Below are 17,294 nucleotides of genomic sequence, written 5' to 3' on the forward strand. Positions count from 1 at the left end.
CCGTAACCGTTGTAAGCCATTTGAGGAAGATTCAAAGATAAATAATGAACGAAAATGAAACAAATCGACTTTCACGACTAACTGCAATTTTAACGCAGTTACAAACGAAACGACTTTTGACTTCTACAGAATTAGCGCATAAGTTTTCAGTAAGTGTTAGGACGATTTACAGAGATATTCGAGCTTTGGAACAAGCTGGGATTCCCATTATTACTGAAGAAGGCAAGGGTTACTCCTTAATGGAGGGATATAAAATTCCACCAGTGATGTTTACGGAAGCCCAGGCCAATGCCCTAATCATGGCTGAACAATTAGTTCTAAATAACAAAGACACTTCATTTATAAAAGATTACTCAGAAGCGATTGAAAAAATCAAAGCAGTTTTAAGATACGGTCAGAAAGACAAGGTGAATTTGCTTTCAGAAAGGACAAGGTATGACCAAAATCTAAACCGAGAAAGAAACAGTAACAACCTTTCCGAACTCCAATTTGCCTTAACGAATTTTCGTCAGACCAAAATAAACTATGTAAATGCTGACGAGAAATTGACCACTCGTATTTTAGAACCATTTGCCTTATTAAGTACAGAAAATTGGCTGCTGATTGCATATTGCCGATTACGTGAAGAATTTCGTTTTTTCCGTTTAGATAGAATTAAAAAACTGCAAGTACTCGACAAACATTTTGAACCACATAAAATGACCTTGCAGGAATACTTTGATAAATTTTATTAGACTCATTTCTACCCCTGACATAAGGCTGTCGCAATCCCATTTTATTTTTGCTTCAAGTTTAACGAGTAACATTATCAAAATGGAAAAAAGAACAATAGATCCCTGGAATTGGGGAGAGCAAACTAATTCAGTTCAAGCAGTAGAGGTGAAAAATATAGAAGGAACACTGTACTGTTCCGGACAGGTTTCAATAGACGAAAATGGAGTGCCAAGCAATGCTGATATGCGCTCACAATTAATCCAAACGATTCAGAATTTAGAAAAGTTAATCAAAGAATCGGGTTATGAATGCAAGAACATTGTAAGATTGAATGTTTACACAACTTCAACACAAGATTTTTTCACAACTTGTATGGATGTGTATGCACCATTTTTACAAAAGTATGGTATAAGACAAGCGACAACATTACTTGAAGTTAAAGGGCTTTTTGCTACTTTAACAGTAGAATTAGAAGCTACCGTTGTCAAGTAATAACGTAGAAACATATTATTTACAGAGCCGTACGGATTGGCGAGATTGGCTATTGAAGAATCATAAAGCCAAGCAATCTGTATGGCTTATGTTTTATAACAAAAAATCAGGAAAAGAGTCTATCAGTTGGAGTGATGCAGTTGATGAGGCTCTTTGCTTTGGTTGGATTGACAGCAAAAAACAAACAATTAACGATTTCAGTTATCGACAATATTTTTCAAAACGAAAGCCTAATAGTACATGGTCCAAAATTAATAAGGAAAAAGTGATCCAGCTCATTGAAGGCGGATTAATGACAGAAGCAGGCCTGCACAGTATTAAGATAGCCAAACAAAACGGTTCATGGAAAATTTTAGATCAAATAGAGCAATTAATTATACCTAAAGACTTTAAAAAAGCATTGATGAGTTATAAAAATGCTTTTAATTATTTTGAAAATCTTAGTAAGTCCAAAAAAAAGATGCTGTTATACTGGATTGCTTCAGCCAAACGACAAGAAACGAGAGAAAAACGTATTAAAGAAATTTCTGAACTTGCTAGCATAGGACAAAATCCGAAACAGTTCAGATAAAATAAAAAACGGCTTACAACAGCGGTTCATTTCAAATTACGGGTGTTACCGAAAACCTCTATAGACAAACCTTGAGCCGAAATACCCTCATCCTGATTTCTTCAACTTGCGATAACCGAGACCGTTTTCTAGAATTTTCAAATTAATGAGCAAAGGTTCAATATATAATTACGTATATTACTGTTATTCAGTTGTTTAAAAATGTGTTGACATGAAAAATAAAATCTTATTCTCAACAGTAATCCTACTTATGACATTAGGAACCAGTATTATTGCACAAACCAATGATTTAAAAATAAAAGAGGCCATGAGTGCAGCCCCGACTTCCATTTCTGCAAATGCAACTATTCTTGACTATCCAAAAGACCCGAAAGGAAAAAAAATTGTTCTTCGAGAAGGCAATAATGATTGGACTTGCTTTCCTGATAATCCCCATATGCCAGGAAAAAACCCAATGTGTGTAGATTCTCAAATAATTGAACTTTTTACGGCGGTTAAAGAAAAAAGAGAACCTAACATAACCAAGACAGGTTTCGGGTATTTTTTAAAAGGTGGAGCACCAAGAAGTAATGCCAATCCCTGGGATACAATCGCTACACCAGAAAATCAATGGATGGAACATCAAGTACCGCATATTATTGTAGTATCACCAGATAAATCTATTCTTGAAGGATTGCCAACAAAAATGAACAATGGAGGACCCTGGGTTATGTGGGCCGGAACACCCTATGCACATATCATGATTCCAGTGCCAGAAAATAATCCGAAGTAACTACTTTCAATATTATTCGCGAAATCTCCTAAGACCTATTGGTGATCAGCAATGCTGTTGACGTTCTAATCAATTATAATCTCAAAAAAAATTGCTACAACAACGTTATATCGCAAATTACAGGTATTCCAGAAAAAAATTGATTTTAGAAATCACAAAACAAAACAATTTAACTAGCACCTTCCTATACACAATCCTGTGACTTGCCATAATTGAAACCGTTGTGAAGATTTATGATGTATGTTTGTGATTGAAAAACTTAGTCTGAGAAAATGCAAAAGTTCAAATCATACCCTTGTATACTGATATTCATAATTTTTGGTATTCAAAAAACAATGGGGCAGACTAAAGAGAGTCAAAATTTAAATTTATCAATCGGATACGGGATTTCCGCACCGTACGATGAAACTGATGTAGTAGGTTCTGGTTTTTTTACACAGGGAGAATATATTTTTAATTTAAAGGAATGGATAGATTTAAGACCTTATGCAGGATTAATTCTAACCTATGAGGATTCTGATAATGAATTATATAAAACTACTTCAAAAGCCTTAATGATCGGAGGTAAAGGAAGAATAACTGCTCCTATTCCATGGGTAGCTCCATATCTTGAATTAGGGATAGGTGCTTCCATTGGTAAATTTGAAACAATAACTCCACTAACAAACTTATCAAAAGATGGCATTTTGATGCATATACCATTTTCAATAGGCTTAGAATTAGGTCCAAAACATAATTTTGATTTAGGTTTTACATATTATTATCATCCAGCCGTTGAACAGTTTTCAGGAGCCATCGCTTTAGGGATATCAATTCCAATAAAGAAAACTTGAAAAGGAAATATTGAAAATGGAACTATTCGTTCACGTCTCTTTCCAAAGAATGTAAATCGCCAATAAGCTGAACCGTTAGTAAGAAAATAATTAAATTGACCAACAAACCAATACTAAGCCGACAACTCCGAGTACATTACTCCGCCAACGTGCGATAAACGCTTGGCGTCGTTAAAAACATTAATTATGAAAAATCTATACCCAATCCTTTTATTAGGGCTCATTGGATGTGCTTCGATCCAGAAATCAGAAAAATCCAAATGCCCCAGGATTTATGAGAATGATTATTCCGAAATTATAAATGAAAAATATAAATCGATCGTTGAGGGGGATACTGTCTCCTATAATGAAATTAGATTTGAATGTGTAAATTCTGCCTTTTATACTCAAAAAGTCATGTATGATAAATTCGGCATTTGGGATGATGCAATTTATCCAGGTAATAGAGATTATCCAATTTTGGTTTGGAAGAATATAGATCTATTCTCAAATGGAAAAAAATATAATGTCTATACGTACGGACTTGAAGAGTGGAAACATATATATGCTTCTGTTATGGTGTTTGACAATGAAAACAATGATCTGTTATCAGATAAATCCGCAGAAAAAGAAAAAATTACGCAGTATTTTTCAAATTTGATTAAACAACAAAATAGTTCCGAAAAAGAATTCTATGATAAATATCGGACTATTGCTGATCTAGATATTGCGGTCGAATAAAAATTTTCCAAAAGCCGATTAGCGCGTCTTATATGCAGTATCTCAACGGAATTTGATAACTTACTACATTAAATAAGAAATCATTCAACGTAATGACCGGTGTGCATCATTTTGGAACTTTGCAACAACCAGGACAATTAGCTTTATCTCAGGAATAAGGTCTTAGATATGATAAAAAAAATAATACTTATACTCGGAAGTATTTTTTTGATTTTACAAACCTATAAGTTGTTGACCGCGATCGAAAATTTAAACATTGATTCGTACTGGCTGGCAATTTTTATAGCCTGGCTTATTAATATGTTTATTACTGGAATATTTGCGTTAGCTGGTTTTGCTTTGCCTACACAAAAATTATTACCAAATTCATATTACCATATCTCCCATCCGAAAAAATTAAAGAAAACTTATAATCAATTAAGAATTGATCTATTCAGAAAGTTGTTGCTGGCTACATTATGGAAAAATAAAAAACAAAGAGAAAGATATTTTAACGGCAAAAAAAATGGAATTCCAAATTTGATAGAGCAATCCATGAAATCTGAATTTGGGCATTTAATTCCATTCGTAATTATTTCATTTTTAGGCGTCTATCTATTGTTAATAGGATTGACCAAATTAGCTGTTTTTACATTATTGATAAATTTTATTGGTAATTTTTATCCGATCATTCTACAAAGACATCATCGAATGAGAATTGAAATTATTGAAAAACGACAGCAACGAAAAACAGCATAGCAACCAACAGAAAGAAAATAATTATCTTGACCATCGAATCATTTCCAGTTAATTTAATTTTGAGTCGTAACAGCTATAAAATACATTTCTGAACATTGAAATTAGGAGAAATCATATTTTATATCGCAATTTCAGCAATTGGAATTAGCCTCCTATACCAGCTTCTAAAGATCATGTTCAGGGGAACCCGCGCTGAAAGGGAATATGAAAAAAGGATCAATGAAAGCCTGGCAGATGAGTATATCATTGAGCCCGAAACAGGTGCAAAACTAACCCTGGAACAAGCCGAATCTGGACACTGGATAAAACACGATAATGAATACAGCACTATCCCGGAAACAGAAATAGAAAAGCTGCATACCGAGGAAGAAAAAGATGCGGAGCGCGCCATCAATTATCTGAGGAAAAGCACAGATTATAAGAGATACCGCTTTTCTGAAGCTGAATTGGAGTTGCTGGAAAACACGAGGATCTTTTCGAAATACGATGACTGGAGTTATTCCAATTGCTTTAAAATAGAATATTGCCATGGTTTTATATTCATGCCGGCGGTGGTGATAGTAGATAAGGTTCCGGGGTATTTTGAAACTACCTATAATGAGTCACAGATCATGGTATGGATGAAATTAAAAACCAACCTGGGGCATCATTATCTAAGAGAAAAATCTGGTACCGAAAAGTTCCTGGATATATTTAAAAAAGAGGATGCCCTGAAATTAAAGAATTACGAATCTTTTACATTTAAAAAATCTGATAACATCTTCAGGGTTAACCAGATCCTGGAAAAATTCAGTAATGTTGAAGGAATCGAAATTGAGATACTTGATAATAACCTTTTCTTTAAAACCCTGAAATTTATCAATAAGACCGAATTGTTGCAGATAGAAAAACTTATAAAAAGACTAGCCTGAAGCATTTTTAATCGGGAAACAAGAAAATTATACGTAAGCGTGAGACACAAAAAGAAAATAATAAGCTTAATTACATTTTGTATGGTGATGATTTCAGGTAATGCCCAGGATCTAAAAGGCAAATGGTTTTTTACCAAGGAAGGGGATACTTATATCATTCCTGAGCATCTCATCCTCGAAATACAAAAGGATAGCATAAAACATTACAGTTTTGATAAATTGTATTCCAGCTTTGCCGTGCAAACAGATAATCATCAGATAAAGTTCAGCAATGGGCAAACCTGGGATCTTGATTTTATAAATGAAAACAGATTTCGACTAAAAGCTGAAGATGAGAAACTAACGATCAATCAGGATTTTGTTCGACTTGTTCCCACAAAAACAGCGCTGGAAAAAGCAGCTATAGAGAAACTGGAATTTAAATTCAACTGGAACGGAGAAAAGATCAAAATTAAATTTGATGAGAGAATTGTAGAAGATCGAGGTAGTAGTCCGCCAACTTCCAGGGATACCCGAATTTACCTGGAAAAGATCGATTCCACCTATTTTATTTCGATTTACGAATTGGGAAAAAGGCAGGAAATAGTTCCTATTAAAGAGATAACTGAAAATAAAATGGTGCTCTACGGTTTTCCGCGGAAACCCTATGAAATTGAGAACCTAAAATAGAACAGATGAAGCAAAAGGACATTAAAACTATTGATCTCCTGGCAAACCTGATGTGGATCTTTTTCGGCATTATAGGCGGAATTACTTATTACCAAAAAGCAGAATATATTATTTGCGGTATCATGGCACTCATCGCTATTTTGTATGCATATCAATTGCTTTTACAGCTCAGGCGGTTATATCTTGAACGAACTAATTAAGATTCGATAGCTTGCAAAAGCATTCTACAGATCATCATTTACCAATACTAACATACCTTTTATAAAATTCAAAATGAAAAAATCACTACTGTTTTTATTATTGTTAACGAGCCTTAATGCATTCTCCCAGAAAGATCCAAAAGAGCAGGTTGAAAAATTCTTTACAGAATATCAGCAGGACGGAGCCAGCGCAGCAGTTGATAATCTTTATAAAACAAACGAATGGATGAATCGCGCCGCTGATGCCATTACAGACCTTAAAAATAAAATGGAGGGCTTAAACCAGGATTTTGTAGGAGAATTTTATGGTTACGAACTGCTCGTAGAGAAAAAGCTGGGTGATAGTTTTGTATTATTGAGTTACCTGGGAAAATATGATCGCCAGCCAATTCGATTTACTTTTGAATTTTACAAACCTGATGAAGAGTGGAAAATTTTTGGGTTGAAATTCGATGCTGATCTGGACAATGAAATCGAAGAAGCTGCTAAGATTTATTACCACGATTTAGACAATTAAAATCACGTTTATAGAACTCAATAATCAGCCGTAAAAAATTTTATTAATCTTTAAGAAGAGCATTAAAACTCTGACTAACAATTAATAATAAAATTTAAGCTATGGCTGTTGAACGAGGTCCAAAAAGTCTACACGAGCATAATAAATTGCTTCTGTATTCTAATCGGCCAAAGTTCAAAGAAGACATCAGGGATAATATTTATGTAGATAAGATTCGAACCGATGGAATACTCTTTGAAAAAATAGAGAAACATCAGTTTGAAAAAGTGATAGCCCAGATCAAGGCCAATGCTAAAAGAGAATTTTTCAGGCAGATCAGGTTTATGGCGATCTCTATTTTCATTAGTTTTCTAATTATGATCTATTTAAAGGATTACCTGGATCAACGATTTTGATCTCAGGAAACTGTAAACTGGCAGTCTAAATTCTTAACTATTAAATTAGCTGTAAAATATGGATTTGGAATAATTATCCTCCGTAGATCACTGCTTCCGGAATTTGGTATCGTTCCTCACCAACTTCAATAATGTAAAGATCATCTTCTTTGGAACATTCCAACTTGGCATTTTCATTCCCCGGCCCTACGAACCCGGTTACTTTACCATTCTTAAAATAAATGATCCTGGAAATACCGTCTAGACCAGTGATAAGAACTTTTCCACTGCCATCACCTTCCCTGATCACCCCATAATTACAATTTTCATCTGGTTTTTCAGCATTTAACTGACAGGGAATTTTTCCGGTGGCATGGTAACTGTTGTTGCCTGTTAAAGCAGCTGAAGGTTCAGGATCTTGTTCCGGCGGGCTGGCAATAATTTCCAACCTGTAATTAGCCTTTTCATTCCTCCTGGCAGCACTGCGCATCAGGTAAACCCTGATCCTGTAATCCCCACTTTTATTGAGAACACCTTCAAAAATGTTTTCACTTACAGAACCATTGAAAATAGCCACGTACTCCTCTTCCGGTTCCATGATATTGAAATAATTGGCTGCATTATCTGTCGCCATACTAACATTCAAGGCCTGGCCTTCCTGCACTTTTAAAAGATAATCTACAATTTCGGAGCCGATGATCCTGTCTTCGATTATTGTGGAATTACTGCCATTTTCAAATTGAATTCGTTCGGTTTCAATTTCCTGGCCTAGCAAACTGCAAATGCCTAAAACCGATATGATTATTGTTGAAACTATATTTTGATAAAGATCTTTTGCCATAATTAAACATTGAAGGATGATGATTTACAACATTCAAATTTGAAAAACTACAGCGTCTAAAATACTCAAATTCAACAATATAATTTTCCAGGTTTTTAAAAATTCGAAAATCTGAAACTTTGCTGTATATCATAAATTAAAGTCCGAATTCAACAACATTATTATTTCAATAGTCGTTACCGTTATATGAAAAGAATAAAATTACTCTTGATATTCCTGGTGATTGGATATTCGTCCAACGCGCAGGATATTCAAAAAAATATGTACATCAGGGACAACCAGAATATGGTCCTGATTCTGAATGATGAAATCATTGGAAGTTTAAATCTACTGGAATCCATTCCAAACAATCAGATTGAAGTGATCAAGGTTCAGAAAGATAAGAGGCTGAGCTCTGAAAACAATCTGTTCTTTGATAATGAACAGGGCGGAATAATGCTGGCTAAAACTGAGTTTGTACTAAAAATCAAAACTCAGGAAGAGCTGAATGAATTTTTCAGCTTAAACCCCGATACAGGGATATATGTAAACGGTTTCTTGCTGGAGCATAAAAATTATAGAATTGCCTTAAAGAGCATCTCGAAAATTGAGATCATAGAACCGGTGAGCCGACCATTGAACAGGAAAGTGATCAATATTACTATTGAATAAATTTAAAGCTCAAATAGTTATAATTATTTACAGGCTAAAATTTAGTATTTCAGAGTCTTAAAAGAAATTATCAAAAAATTTTACGCAACTATTTTAACCAACTTTCATCTATATAGAAACAGATACCATGAAAAACGCTGCTATTATCCTTATTCTCCTAATAACTATTTCTGGATGTTCTAGGAGTGATGAGCCATCAAACACTGATAAAAACAATGCAGCAAAAGTGATCTTCGGGCAGGTTTACGGGATGTGTGCCGGTGATTGCAGAAATCTTTATATGATCAACAGTTCAGGATTGTATAAGGACGGTGACCGGGAATCTGACGAATACGGTAAATGGTCTAATACTACTTTTGAAGAAGAACTCAGTGCAGATGAATTTGAGAAGGTTTCAGAACTTTTAAACATCCCTTCTAGCCTTTTAAATGGCGAAGTTCAGGATAAAGATATGGTCCAGGCCTGGGCAGATATCGATTATTACATATATGTGGAAAAGGATGGCATTTCCAAAGAAATTATATTAGATGAAATACATCCCGATGCCGATCCTGAAATCAAAGCTTATTTCAGGAAATTCGTGAATAATTATGAAGAACTTGGAGGTTATATTATTGATACCACCGGAATACATCGCTATTACTAAAACAATCTATATAGAAACTGAAAAAAACTTCGTTTCAGGAATTTGAAGAAAAAGTTTCCCGTATAATTCGCAACAAACCTTTCCATCTTGATGAAACTATCATCTACAGGATTTTTGCTGATGAGAACCTGCAGATAGGATATGTTTCAGATATCAATGCTGAAATGTTTTCTGCGTATAGCGAAAAAGTAAACAATCAAAGATTTTTTCTCAACACCGTTAAATTGAATATTGATGTACAGGACTGGTTTCAGGAAATTGAAATGAAGAAAATCAAAAGCTCAGATAGAGAAAAGGGTAAAAATTAGAAAATGTTGTTTATAATGCTTTATAATTAATATTATTAAATTGAGCTTACGTATAAAACTAAAGAAACACATGTTCAAAAAAGTACTTTTCACCTTACTATTTGTAAGCATAGCAGCCTCTAATCTTAATGCCCAAACCAGTGATCAACTTATTGGAAAGTGGGTATTCAAAAAAGCCCTAAATGAAGGTATAGACGAAAATGCAATGGCCTATATGAAGGCTGAAGTAATCGATAAGTGGAAATTTGAATTCAACAAAAATGGAGAGTTTAAAACCTCTATGCCGGGCGAAAAAGAAACCGGAACATGGAAGTTGAGTCCGGATTCCAAAACACTTATTTTATCAGGTATAGAAGAAAAACCCTTTCGCTTCAATATTTTAAAATTGACCCAGGAAGAACTCATTTTGAAGCTCAATCTAGGTAAGTTTCTGCTAAGAAGGATTTGATCAGTTCCAAGTTCTTGTATTTAATAAAATAGAATATGATGCAACACTTGAAAATACCTCTATTTTTCTGCCTGTTTTTGATCCTGAATGCCTGTTCTAAAGAGGAGACAAAAGCAGAAATTCCCTTTGAGATTCTCTACGAAGGTGATTTTAGTTATACAGAAGAAGAAAGAATTCAGAAACAGTTCAGGGTTTTCAAAAGTGAAGAAGAATGGCTGGGTTTTTTAGAACAGATCGAAAATTTTAATCCAGGCCGGGCTGAAATATTGGAAAACCAGAACTACGATTTTGAATCAGATAATCTGGTGATCATCATTGGAGAATTCTACAATTATTGCTGTAGTAAGATCAACATTCACGGCCTCTACCGAAAAAATGGTGAGATCCAGGTTGATTTTGACGAAACTGGTCCAACCCTTCTCACAGCCTTGAGTCAGGCGTTTGTCCTATTAAAAATAGATAAAAAGAGTTAGCTGTTTTACATTCCTTTAGGCTAATAAATTATTATCTCACGACCTTTCCAATCCTAATCCAAATAATAATTTAAATTTACTAAGGATAATATGCGGAAACCGACGGATTTCAAGTAAGGTTTTCACCGCAATCAACTCTTATTTATGAAAAACTGGAGCTTTAAAATTAAGGACAATCCTATATCTATTATGGAAAGCCTGAAGTCTTCGTTGAAACCAATCAATGATTTTTCTTTCAATATTGAATCTGAAAATAAATCGGTGATCAATTTTAAAATGAGAAAGCGAATTATGTATACCTGGTATCTGATCTATCAAAACAATCTTATCGTAGACGGAAAATTGCTAAATAACGGCTCCTCAAACGAAACTGAAGTACAGGTTTCTTTTCAGCAGCATATTCTATGGAAGATAATTATAGGTACGGATATTTTGCTAGGTATCGGACTGCTAGCCGTACTTTTCTCCGGTAAAATTCAAGGCATTTCAGTTTATTTGTTAGGGATTGGAGTCTTTGTAGCTGAGGTCTTTTTATTGATACACCTGCGCAAAAAATATGAAAGAAATATCCAGGAATATAAAAACCTGATTTCAGATATTCTAATTAAATAATCATCACAATTTCTATTTTTAAATACATCTCCTTACTACTTTTAATAATCGGACTTCATTGTGGTACGGCCCAGGAATCTGAAAATTTCATCACAAGCTTCGATCAAAATGCTGAATGGATCAGGGAATTTAAAGAATCAGACCAGGCAGGAAGAATTAACCTTCTAAAATATAGAATTACCGAAGATCGACAGGTGCAATACGCCCCTGCAAATCCACATGGAAGAACGAAAAAAGTGGAGCCATATAAAGCATCCACGAGCGTAAGGCCTCTGTATTTCGTCAACTTTGGATCTAAGAAACCGCTGATTTTGCCTGCTAATCTTAACCCTGAAGAATTCAACAAGATAATGTCTATTCTAAACTCTGAACAAATCGCTAAATTGGAACTCGAAGACGATAAAGTTTCAGAAGCACTTTATGGCGCAAGAGGCACCTATGGAATTATTAGCCTGGAATTGAAAGAAAAAGAACAGTTTTTTGCATTAAAGGAAATTATCCATAGCAAGGGCTAATCATTGTGATAAAAGGCATTTTTAAAATTCAAAGCGGAAACCAATCATCCTGTTGCCTTCAAAATTGGAATACGTGAGTTTCAGGTGTTCCTGCTGATATTCAGAAGTGAAAATAAGATTACTCCCCAGGCCAATTGCTGCACCAGCCAAAACGTCCAGAATATCATGCTTTTTAGAATCTATCCGGCTTGCTGCGGTAAATCCTGCCAGCGCATAAGAAGGAATGGCATATTTAAAACCGTAACGGCTGTGTACGAAACCAGCACTATGAAAAACGGTAGAGGTATGTCCTGAAGGAAAAGAATTATCGTTGCTGTTATCTGGCCTTGGTTTATTTATTCCCCATTTAAGTCCGAAAGTAACCGCTTCAGTAAGAATAAGGCCTTTTGTAAACTGCCAGGCTCCTTTTCCATCACCAATTATAAAACTTGTTCCCAGCGTAGCGACCGGAAGAGTATAAAGAATCACATCACCAATAGTCTGCACCGTACCATCCACCGGTTTTGTCTCACTGGTATCCTGGGCTTTTAGCTGTGCAGTAAAAAAAACGATCAGTAAAACTGACAGCAAAAATTTCTGAAACCCGGTTGGGAAATTCTTATTCTTGTAACCCATAAATACTTCCTTTTTGGTAACCTGAAATTATCATAAATATTCGAACAAATAATAGATTAGGCTAATGTTAACAGTGATTTTCAACAGTATTCTTAATTTTCAGGTTTCTAAGAACCAGTCTTCAATCAGAATTCTATGCAAAAACAGCTCCTGGAATTTCTTCGTTTTATCCGCGATTTCATCTACCGGAACTTTAAAAAATATGATCATAAGTTACCATACATCATCACGGTCATCATCGCTTTGATCATTTTTATCGCAGGAACCAAGATCTTTATAAAACTAACGGAATCCCTGAAAACAGATTTCATGGGTAGTTTTGACGGAGCGGTAACTTCAGAAGTTATTAGCTGGCGGCAGGATTGGCTTACCACCTATTTTATAAGCGTTACGAACATTGGGGATGCACTTGGATATATTGTAGTTTTCACCTTATGCACGCTCCTTTTTTACCTCATCTTTAAAAATTGGAAATTCGTTGGGCAGATCGCCCTGGTGCTCGTGCTAGCTTTAAGTTCGAACCTCTTGCTGAAAAGACTTATTAATCGTGCCAGGCCAGATGCAGAGTTTTTAGTGGAAGTAGAAACCCTGAGTTATCCCAGTGGGCACGCCATGATGGCCATGGCATTTTATGGATTTCTGATTTACCTCATCAATAGTTTTAAGATCAGGAAATTCTATAAATTCCTGATCAGTTTATTATTGATCATAATAATACTGAGCATTGGGATTAGCCGTATTTACCTGGGCGTACACTTTCCATCAGACATTATTGGAGGATTTCTGGCCGGTTTTATCTGGGTGATTTTTTGTATCCTGATTTTCAATATTGTAAGGATATTCAGAAGAGATAAATCCGTTTAAAAGTTACAGTCCTTATTTTGCTTCTATGATTTGAGATCTTTCTGAAATACCATTTTCATTGAAAGCTTCAATGGTAAAATAATATTTTTGGTCTCGGTTGAGGCATCTCATAAAGTGCTCAGTTACATCATAAACTAACCAGGATTGGTACAATTTATCCGGTGCGATTCCCCAGCGAATATTATATCCCTGGGCACCTTTTACTGCATCCCAGCTAAAACCAACATCCCTTGGATCTTCCTTGCGGTTTACCGTAAAACCTTTGACCTTTGATGGCTTTTTACCCAGACCTTTACCAAATACCCTAATTTCGGACAGGGCAAAATTGTTACCCGGAACTTCGATATTATTGTAACGAACATACCTAGCCTTTACTGGCTGATCCAAAACTATATAGGCATTTGGGCTATCTTTGTAACTATTACTTCTATCTACTACTTTTTTCCAATTTTCGCCATCTTCTGAAACTTCTATAGTAAATCGATGTTTGAGTCCGTCTACACGTGTATAAATTCCCGACTCATAATCATGAAAATTCAATTGTACAGAATAGATATTTCCCGGGTTCAGCATTTCAATTTCAATCCATTGCTGATCATCATTCGCTTCTGCCACCCAAAAGGATTTCGGACTTTCATCAGTAAGAACTTCGGAAAGTAATTCCCCATTTTCATTCTCTTTCAATGGCATTTCCGTGATTTCAACTTCATCATCTGTGGTGGTACTTCTGCGGACCTGTGTTTTCGAAGATGATACCTTTACTTTTCCTTTATAAGAAAGCAACATCCAGCCATTATGCTCTCCGGCTTTTGTGGGATGGCTCGGCGCGTACCGTGGATAATCACCATAACTGGTATTGGTGTACATCAAACCTTCATCATCAAAGTAAGTAGGAAACATGCAAAGTCGGCGTTCCCAATGCGAATTGGAAGCAAGCGCCATGGTAGCAAAATGCCAGTATTGGCCATTGGTTTGTTTTACCGTGATCCCATGTCCTGCACCGTTCGTAAAACCGCCAGGTTTAAAGCTCATCGGGTTGTTTGGCATATACTCAAAAGGACCCAGTGGTGAATCAGAAACATAAGCTCCGTCACCGTAGACATTAAACTGAGTTCCGGGAGCGGCATATTGCAAATAATATTTACCATCATGCTTGGTCATGGAAGCTCCTTCCATATAACCCTCTTTAAGTGTTGGGTGAAAATTATTCTCGCCAAAGCGTTCCCAACCGTGTTTCTCTTCCACGAGGTTTATAAGATCCTTTTTATCGCCGATTTGCAACATCCTATCATCTCTATCCAGCATTTTTACACGGATTGGATGTACATTGGAAGATCCCCAGTACAGGTAAGTTTTCCCGTCATCATCAATGAACAATTCAGAATCCTGAATATTATTGCTGATAGAAGCCACCGGTTTCCATTTTCCTTTTTGGGGGTTATCGGTGTAAAGAATACTTCCATAACCTGCAGGATCGCCAGCAAAATAAACCAGTGAATCCTTATAATTGAAAGCCGTTGGCGCATTACTTCCCTCGAAGAACCATTTTTCAGGCTCGATAAATTCCCAATTAAGAAGGTCTGTTGAATGCCAGTATCCAAAAGACCTGGTAACGAACATAAAATATTCACCACGAAATTCTACCACTGCAGGATCTGCTCCAGATCTATACGACATATTCCTACTGGAATTGTACACCATGTAAGTGTAATCTATATCCAGAGGATTAATATAACTTTCGGGTATGGCCTCTTGCGATTTCATAATTCCGCAGACCGATAAAAAACATATTGTTAGTTTGAGCGCTTGATTTTTCATGAATGGCGATAAGTTTAGAGATAGACTTACTTTCCGGGAAGGTAAAAGTAAAGAATTGCCATTGCAATTTTTCCTAAAGTATTTCAAAATTATTTATCTTAACCTCCTGAAATCATGTTAATCTACAAGTCTTTCCCCTATCCAAGTACTTGTGCTGCATAAGGCTTTTGGCCATGCAAAAATAAATGTCTAGATGACGAAAGAATTGAAAGTACTGGAATTTTACAAAAAAAGGGAATTGATAGAGTTTGTTAATGAGCACAGAGAAAAACTGGAAATTGTATCCATAAGTTCTTCCCAGGCAGGCACTTCTTTCAGGCATTTTTTATGGTTTTATAAGAATTAATTCCTGTAAGAAATAATATTATGTTTGAAAACAAGAAACAACTTAGAAAAGCAATCCTGGGATTTTTATTTGTGATCCTTGGTAGCGTAGGACAGTATTATACTGAGAATTCCACGACCGAAGTAGTCATGGCAGTAATCCTGGGATTGGGAATTGGGATCCTTATCATGGGATTGTTCCTCGAGAACCGTATTGAATTCTGATGAAATTAAAGATTTATATTGCATCGATTTTCTGGGCACTTACTTTGCTGGCGCTGGTCTTGGCATTGACAGATGTGTGGCAGGTTAATTACTTTCAGAATTTCAAGTTACTCATAGGAATTTTGTTTTTTGTATCCAGCTGGTTGTTAAGATCAACTTTCAGCCAAAACATAATTAGAAATGAAAATTAATTTTATTAAAAAACGGATCACTCATAATTTATTTCTAGGCGGATTCATGCTCCTTGCCGGAATAGTCATGTTAATCAAGGCTGATAGAATCCTGATAAGTTCTCTCTGGATCGTTATTGGTACTTTGCAATTTGCATTCGCTTTATATGAAAGGAAACATCAATACATAACTATTGAAAACGGACTGATTACCAAGCAATCAATTTTTAAAAAGGAAATTGAGATCGATAAAATTGAAAAAGTAAGAAGGTTTAAGAGCAGTTACAAAATAGAAACCGCAGATAAAACTGTTACCATAAATAAAAATCTTATCGAAGCTGAATCAATGTACCGTTTGGATGATTTTTTTAAAAGTCTGAATATTAATACCCCCATAAATTCCGGAATACTCAAATGAAAAATCTTGATCAGAAAAAAACCTATTTTTTAATTGCCCTGGGAATGGGATTAATTGCGACAAGCAGGATCACAGGTCATTATTTAAATGCAGATTCTTATGATTTTCTTTTGGGTGCAATTGGCGGGACAGGAATTGGCCTTTTGATCGTGGCAATCATGAACGGGAAATTCAGGAAAAGTAAAAATGCCTGAAATTAACCTAAATTGAATTTCATTTTAACCACCCAAATTTATGGACACTTCTCGCGGTTATGAGAAATTTGCTGATGAATTTATCAGTCTTAGAGGTAATTCTTCCAATAAAATTGGAAATAAAGAAGTTCAAAAATGGACGAATTCATTACCAGAAAAAGCGAAAGTTTTAGATCTTGGTTGTGGAACCGGGTACCCGCTAACCAATATATTTATCGCACGTGATATGAATGTTTTTGCCATCGATGCTTCAGAAAAATTATGTGCCGAGTTTAAGAGTAATTTTCCAGAAATACCGCTGAAATGTGAGTCAGTAGAAAATTCAGATCTTTTTAATAGCGTATTTGATGGGATTATATGCTGGGGTTTGATCTTTCTTTTAAGTGAAACAGAGCAGGAAAATCTTATCAGAAAGATTTCTAAAGCCCTGAATTCTAAAGGTAAATTTTTATTCACGGCTCCCTGGCAGGAAACAGAATGGAATGACGTTCTAACCGGGCAGAAATCTATTTCACTGGGAAGAGAACGTTACATACAGATATTGGAATCAGCCGGATTAAAATTGATTGCTGAGTTTAAGGACGAAGGTGAAAATCATTATTTCAGTACCAAAAAATATTAATTGCCAGATTAAAAATCTGAGAAATCTAAAATATTAAAC

The 17,294-nt window shown here is 35.4% G+C and carries 27 protein-coding genes; 24 read left to right on the forward strand and 3 right to left on the reverse strand.

The window, feature by feature from the left end; translation table 11 throughout:
• Nucleotides 1-44: 44 nt before the first annotated feature.
• The 12 genes from AC2S94_RS03495 to AC2S94_RS03550 all read left to right on the forward strand — a co-directional run bounded on the left by AC2S94_RS03495 (nucleotide 45) and on the right by AC2S94_RS03550 (nucleotide 7,532).
• Complete coding sequence (locus AC2S94_RS03495) at nucleotides 45-734, forward strand: helix-turn-helix transcriptional regulator (protein ID WP_484630124.1); 690 nt, start codon at nucleotides 45-47, stop codon at nucleotides 732-734.
• A gap of 79 nt (nucleotides 735-813) precedes the next feature.
• Complete coding sequence (locus tag AC2S94_RS03500) at nucleotides 814-1,206, forward strand: RidA family protein (RefSeq protein WP_484630125.1); 393 nt, start codon at nucleotides 814-816, stop codon at nucleotides 1,204-1,206.
• An 88-nt stretch (nucleotides 1,207-1,294) separates the two neighbouring features.
• Complete coding sequence (locus AC2S94_RS03505; RefSeq protein ID WP_484630126.1) at nucleotides 1,295-1,777, forward strand: YdeI/OmpD-associated family protein; 483 nt, start codon at nucleotides 1,295-1,297, stop codon at nucleotides 1,775-1,777.
• Nucleotides 1,778-1,988: 211 nt separating this feature from the next.
• Complete coding sequence (locus AC2S94_RS03510) at nucleotides 1,989-2,549, forward strand: hypothetical protein (protein WP_484630127.1); 561 nt, start codon at nucleotides 1,989-1,991, stop codon at nucleotides 2,547-2,549.
• Between the two features lie 272 nt (nucleotides 2,550-2,821).
• On the forward strand, nucleotides 2,822-3,382 hold the full coding sequence (locus AC2S94_RS03515; protein WP_484630128.1) for a hypothetical protein: 561 nt from the start codon (nucleotides 2,822-2,824) through the stop codon (nucleotides 3,380-3,382).
• 186 nt (nucleotides 3,383-3,568) lie between these two features.
• Nucleotides 3,569-4,102 carry a hypothetical protein gene (locus AC2S94_RS03520; RefSeq protein WP_484630129.1) on the forward strand — a complete coding sequence of 178 codons (534 nt, stop codon included), beginning with the start codon at nucleotides 3,569-3,571 and terminating at the stop codon, nucleotides 4,100-4,102.
• A 168-nt stretch (nucleotides 4,103-4,270) separates the two neighbouring features.
• A complete protein-coding gene (locus tag AC2S94_RS03525) occupies nucleotides 4,271-4,840 on the forward strand; it encodes a glycosyl-4,4'-diaponeurosporenoate acyltransferase CrtO family protein (protein WP_484630130.1) in 570 nt (189 codons plus the stop codon).
• A gap of 95 nt (nucleotides 4,841-4,935) precedes the next feature.
• Nucleotides 4,936-5,751, forward strand: coding sequence for a hypothetical protein (locus AC2S94_RS03530; protein WP_484630131.1), 816 nt, complete (start codon nucleotides 4,936-4,938; stop codon nucleotides 5,749-5,751).
• An 81-nt stretch (nucleotides 5,752-5,832) separates the two neighbouring features.
• Complete coding sequence (locus tag AC2S94_RS03535; protein ID WP_484630132.1) at nucleotides 5,833-6,420, forward strand: hypothetical protein; 588 nt, start codon at nucleotides 5,833-5,835, stop codon at nucleotides 6,418-6,420.
• A 5-nt stretch (nucleotides 6,421-6,425) separates the two neighbouring features.
• Nucleotides 6,426-6,620, forward strand: coding sequence for a hypothetical protein (locus AC2S94_RS03540; protein WP_484630133.1), 195 nt, complete (start codon nucleotides 6,426-6,428; stop codon nucleotides 6,618-6,620).
• A 73-nt stretch (nucleotides 6,621-6,693) separates the two neighbouring features.
• On the forward strand, nucleotides 6,694-7,137 hold the full coding sequence (locus AC2S94_RS03545) for a hypothetical protein (protein ID WP_484630134.1): 444 nt from the start codon (nucleotides 6,694-6,696) through the stop codon (nucleotides 7,135-7,137).
• A gap of 101 nt (nucleotides 7,138-7,238) precedes the next feature.
• Nucleotides 7,239-7,532, forward strand: coding sequence for a hypothetical protein (locus tag AC2S94_RS03550; protein WP_484630135.1), 294 nt, complete (start codon nucleotides 7,239-7,241; stop codon nucleotides 7,530-7,532).
• Nucleotides 7,533-7,605: 73 nt separating this feature from the next.
• Here AC2S94_RS03550 and AC2S94_RS03555 read toward each other — a convergent pair whose 3' ends face one another.
• Entirely contained in the window at nucleotides 7,606-8,352 is a 747-nt protein-coding gene (locus tag AC2S94_RS03555; protein WP_484630136.1) for a hypothetical protein, read from the reverse strand.
• Between the two features lie 186 nt (nucleotides 8,353-8,538).
• Between AC2S94_RS03555 and AC2S94_RS03560 the strand changes: the two genes are divergently transcribed.
• From AC2S94_RS03560 to AC2S94_RS03585, 6 genes are all read left to right on the forward strand, one after another.
• Complete coding sequence (locus AC2S94_RS03560) at nucleotides 8,539-9,003, forward strand: hypothetical protein (protein WP_484630137.1); 465 nt, start codon at nucleotides 8,539-8,541, stop codon at nucleotides 9,001-9,003.
• Between the two features lie 127 nt (nucleotides 9,004-9,130).
• The gene (locus AC2S94_RS03565) at nucleotides 9,131-9,649 is read left to right on the forward strand and encodes a hypothetical protein (protein ID WP_484630138.1); all 519 of its coding nucleotides are present in this window, start codon (nucleotides 9,131-9,133) and stop codon (nucleotides 9,647-9,649) included.
• 378 nt (nucleotides 9,650-10,027) lie between these two features.
• On the forward strand, nucleotides 10,028-10,405 hold the full coding sequence (locus AC2S94_RS03570) for a lipocalin-like domain-containing protein (RefSeq protein ID WP_484630139.1): 378 nt from the start codon (nucleotides 10,028-10,030) through the stop codon (nucleotides 10,403-10,405).
• A gap of 35 nt (nucleotides 10,406-10,440) precedes the next feature.
• Nucleotides 10,441-10,878 (forward strand): hypothetical protein, encoded by a 438-nt coding sequence (locus AC2S94_RS03575; RefSeq protein ID WP_484630140.1) that lies wholly within the window; start codon nucleotides 10,441-10,443, stop codon nucleotides 10,876-10,878.
• 144 nt (nucleotides 10,879-11,022) lie between these two features.
• Entirely contained in the window at nucleotides 11,023-11,490 is a 468-nt protein-coding gene (locus AC2S94_RS03580; RefSeq protein WP_484630141.1) for a DUF423 domain-containing protein, read from the forward strand.
• Nucleotides 11,491-11,684: 194 nt separating this feature from the next.
• Nucleotides 11,685-12,005 (forward strand): hypothetical protein, encoded by a 321-nt coding sequence (locus tag AC2S94_RS03585; RefSeq protein ID WP_484630142.1) that lies wholly within the window; start codon nucleotides 11,685-11,687, stop codon nucleotides 12,003-12,005.
• Between the two features lie 21 nt (nucleotides 12,006-12,026).
• Here AC2S94_RS03585 and AC2S94_RS03590 read toward each other — a convergent pair whose 3' ends face one another.
• Nucleotides 12,027-12,620, reverse strand: a complete 594-nt coding sequence (locus AC2S94_RS03590) for a phosphatase PAP2 family protein (protein WP_484630143.1) — start codon at nucleotides 12,618-12,620, stop codon at nucleotides 12,027-12,029.
• 135 nt (nucleotides 12,621-12,755) lie between these two features.
• Here AC2S94_RS03590 and AC2S94_RS03595 point away from each other — a divergent pair, with 135 nt between their 5' ends.
• Nucleotides 12,756-13,484, forward strand: a complete 729-nt coding sequence (locus AC2S94_RS03595) for a phosphatase PAP2 family protein (protein ID WP_484630144.1) — start codon at nucleotides 12,756-12,758, stop codon at nucleotides 13,482-13,484.
• Nucleotides 13,485-13,496: 12 nt separating this feature from the next.
• On the opposite strand, the gene AC2S94_RS03600 is transcribed toward AC2S94_RS03595, so the two are convergent.
• Nucleotides 13,497-15,248 (reverse strand): family 43 glycosylhydrolase, encoded by a 1,752-nt coding sequence (locus tag AC2S94_RS03600; RefSeq protein ID WP_484630145.1) that lies wholly within the window; start codon nucleotides 15,246-15,248, stop codon nucleotides 13,497-13,499.
• 247 nt (nucleotides 15,249-15,495) lie between these two features.
• Between AC2S94_RS03600 and AC2S94_RS03605 the strand changes: the two genes are divergently transcribed.
• The 5 genes from AC2S94_RS03605 to AC2S94_RS03625 all read left to right on the forward strand — a co-directional run bounded on the left by AC2S94_RS03605 (nucleotide 15,496) and on the right by AC2S94_RS03625 (nucleotide 17,255).
• Nucleotides 15,496-15,648: a hypothetical protein gene (locus AC2S94_RS03605; RefSeq protein WP_484630146.1), complete on the forward strand. Its 153-nt coding sequence runs from the start codon at nucleotides 15,496-15,498 to the stop codon at nucleotides 15,646-15,648.
• Nucleotides 15,649-15,668: 20 nt separating this feature from the next.
• Entirely contained in the window at nucleotides 15,669-15,851 is a 183-nt protein-coding gene (locus tag AC2S94_RS03610; RefSeq protein WP_484630147.1) for a hypothetical protein, read from the forward strand.
• A gap of 180 nt (nucleotides 15,852-16,031) precedes the next feature.
• Nucleotides 16,032-16,439 (forward strand): hypothetical protein, encoded by a 408-nt coding sequence (locus AC2S94_RS03615; RefSeq protein WP_484630148.1) that lies wholly within the window; start codon nucleotides 16,032-16,034, stop codon nucleotides 16,437-16,439.
• On the forward strand, nucleotides 16,436-16,633 hold the full coding sequence (locus tag AC2S94_RS03620; RefSeq protein ID WP_484630149.1) for a hypothetical protein: 198 nt from the start codon (nucleotides 16,436-16,438) through the stop codon (nucleotides 16,631-16,633). The genes AC2S94_RS03615 and AC2S94_RS03620 overlap by 4 nt, the downstream gene beginning before the upstream one ends.
• A gap of 40 nt (nucleotides 16,634-16,673) precedes the next feature.
• Nucleotides 16,674-17,255: a class I SAM-dependent methyltransferase gene (locus AC2S94_RS03625; RefSeq protein ID WP_484630150.1), complete on the forward strand. Its 582-nt coding sequence runs from the start codon at nucleotides 16,674-16,676 to the stop codon at nucleotides 17,253-17,255.
• Nucleotides 17,256-17,294: the final 39 nt, after the last annotated feature.

It is taken from the genome of Christiangramia pacifica (genome assembly GCF_057221535.1).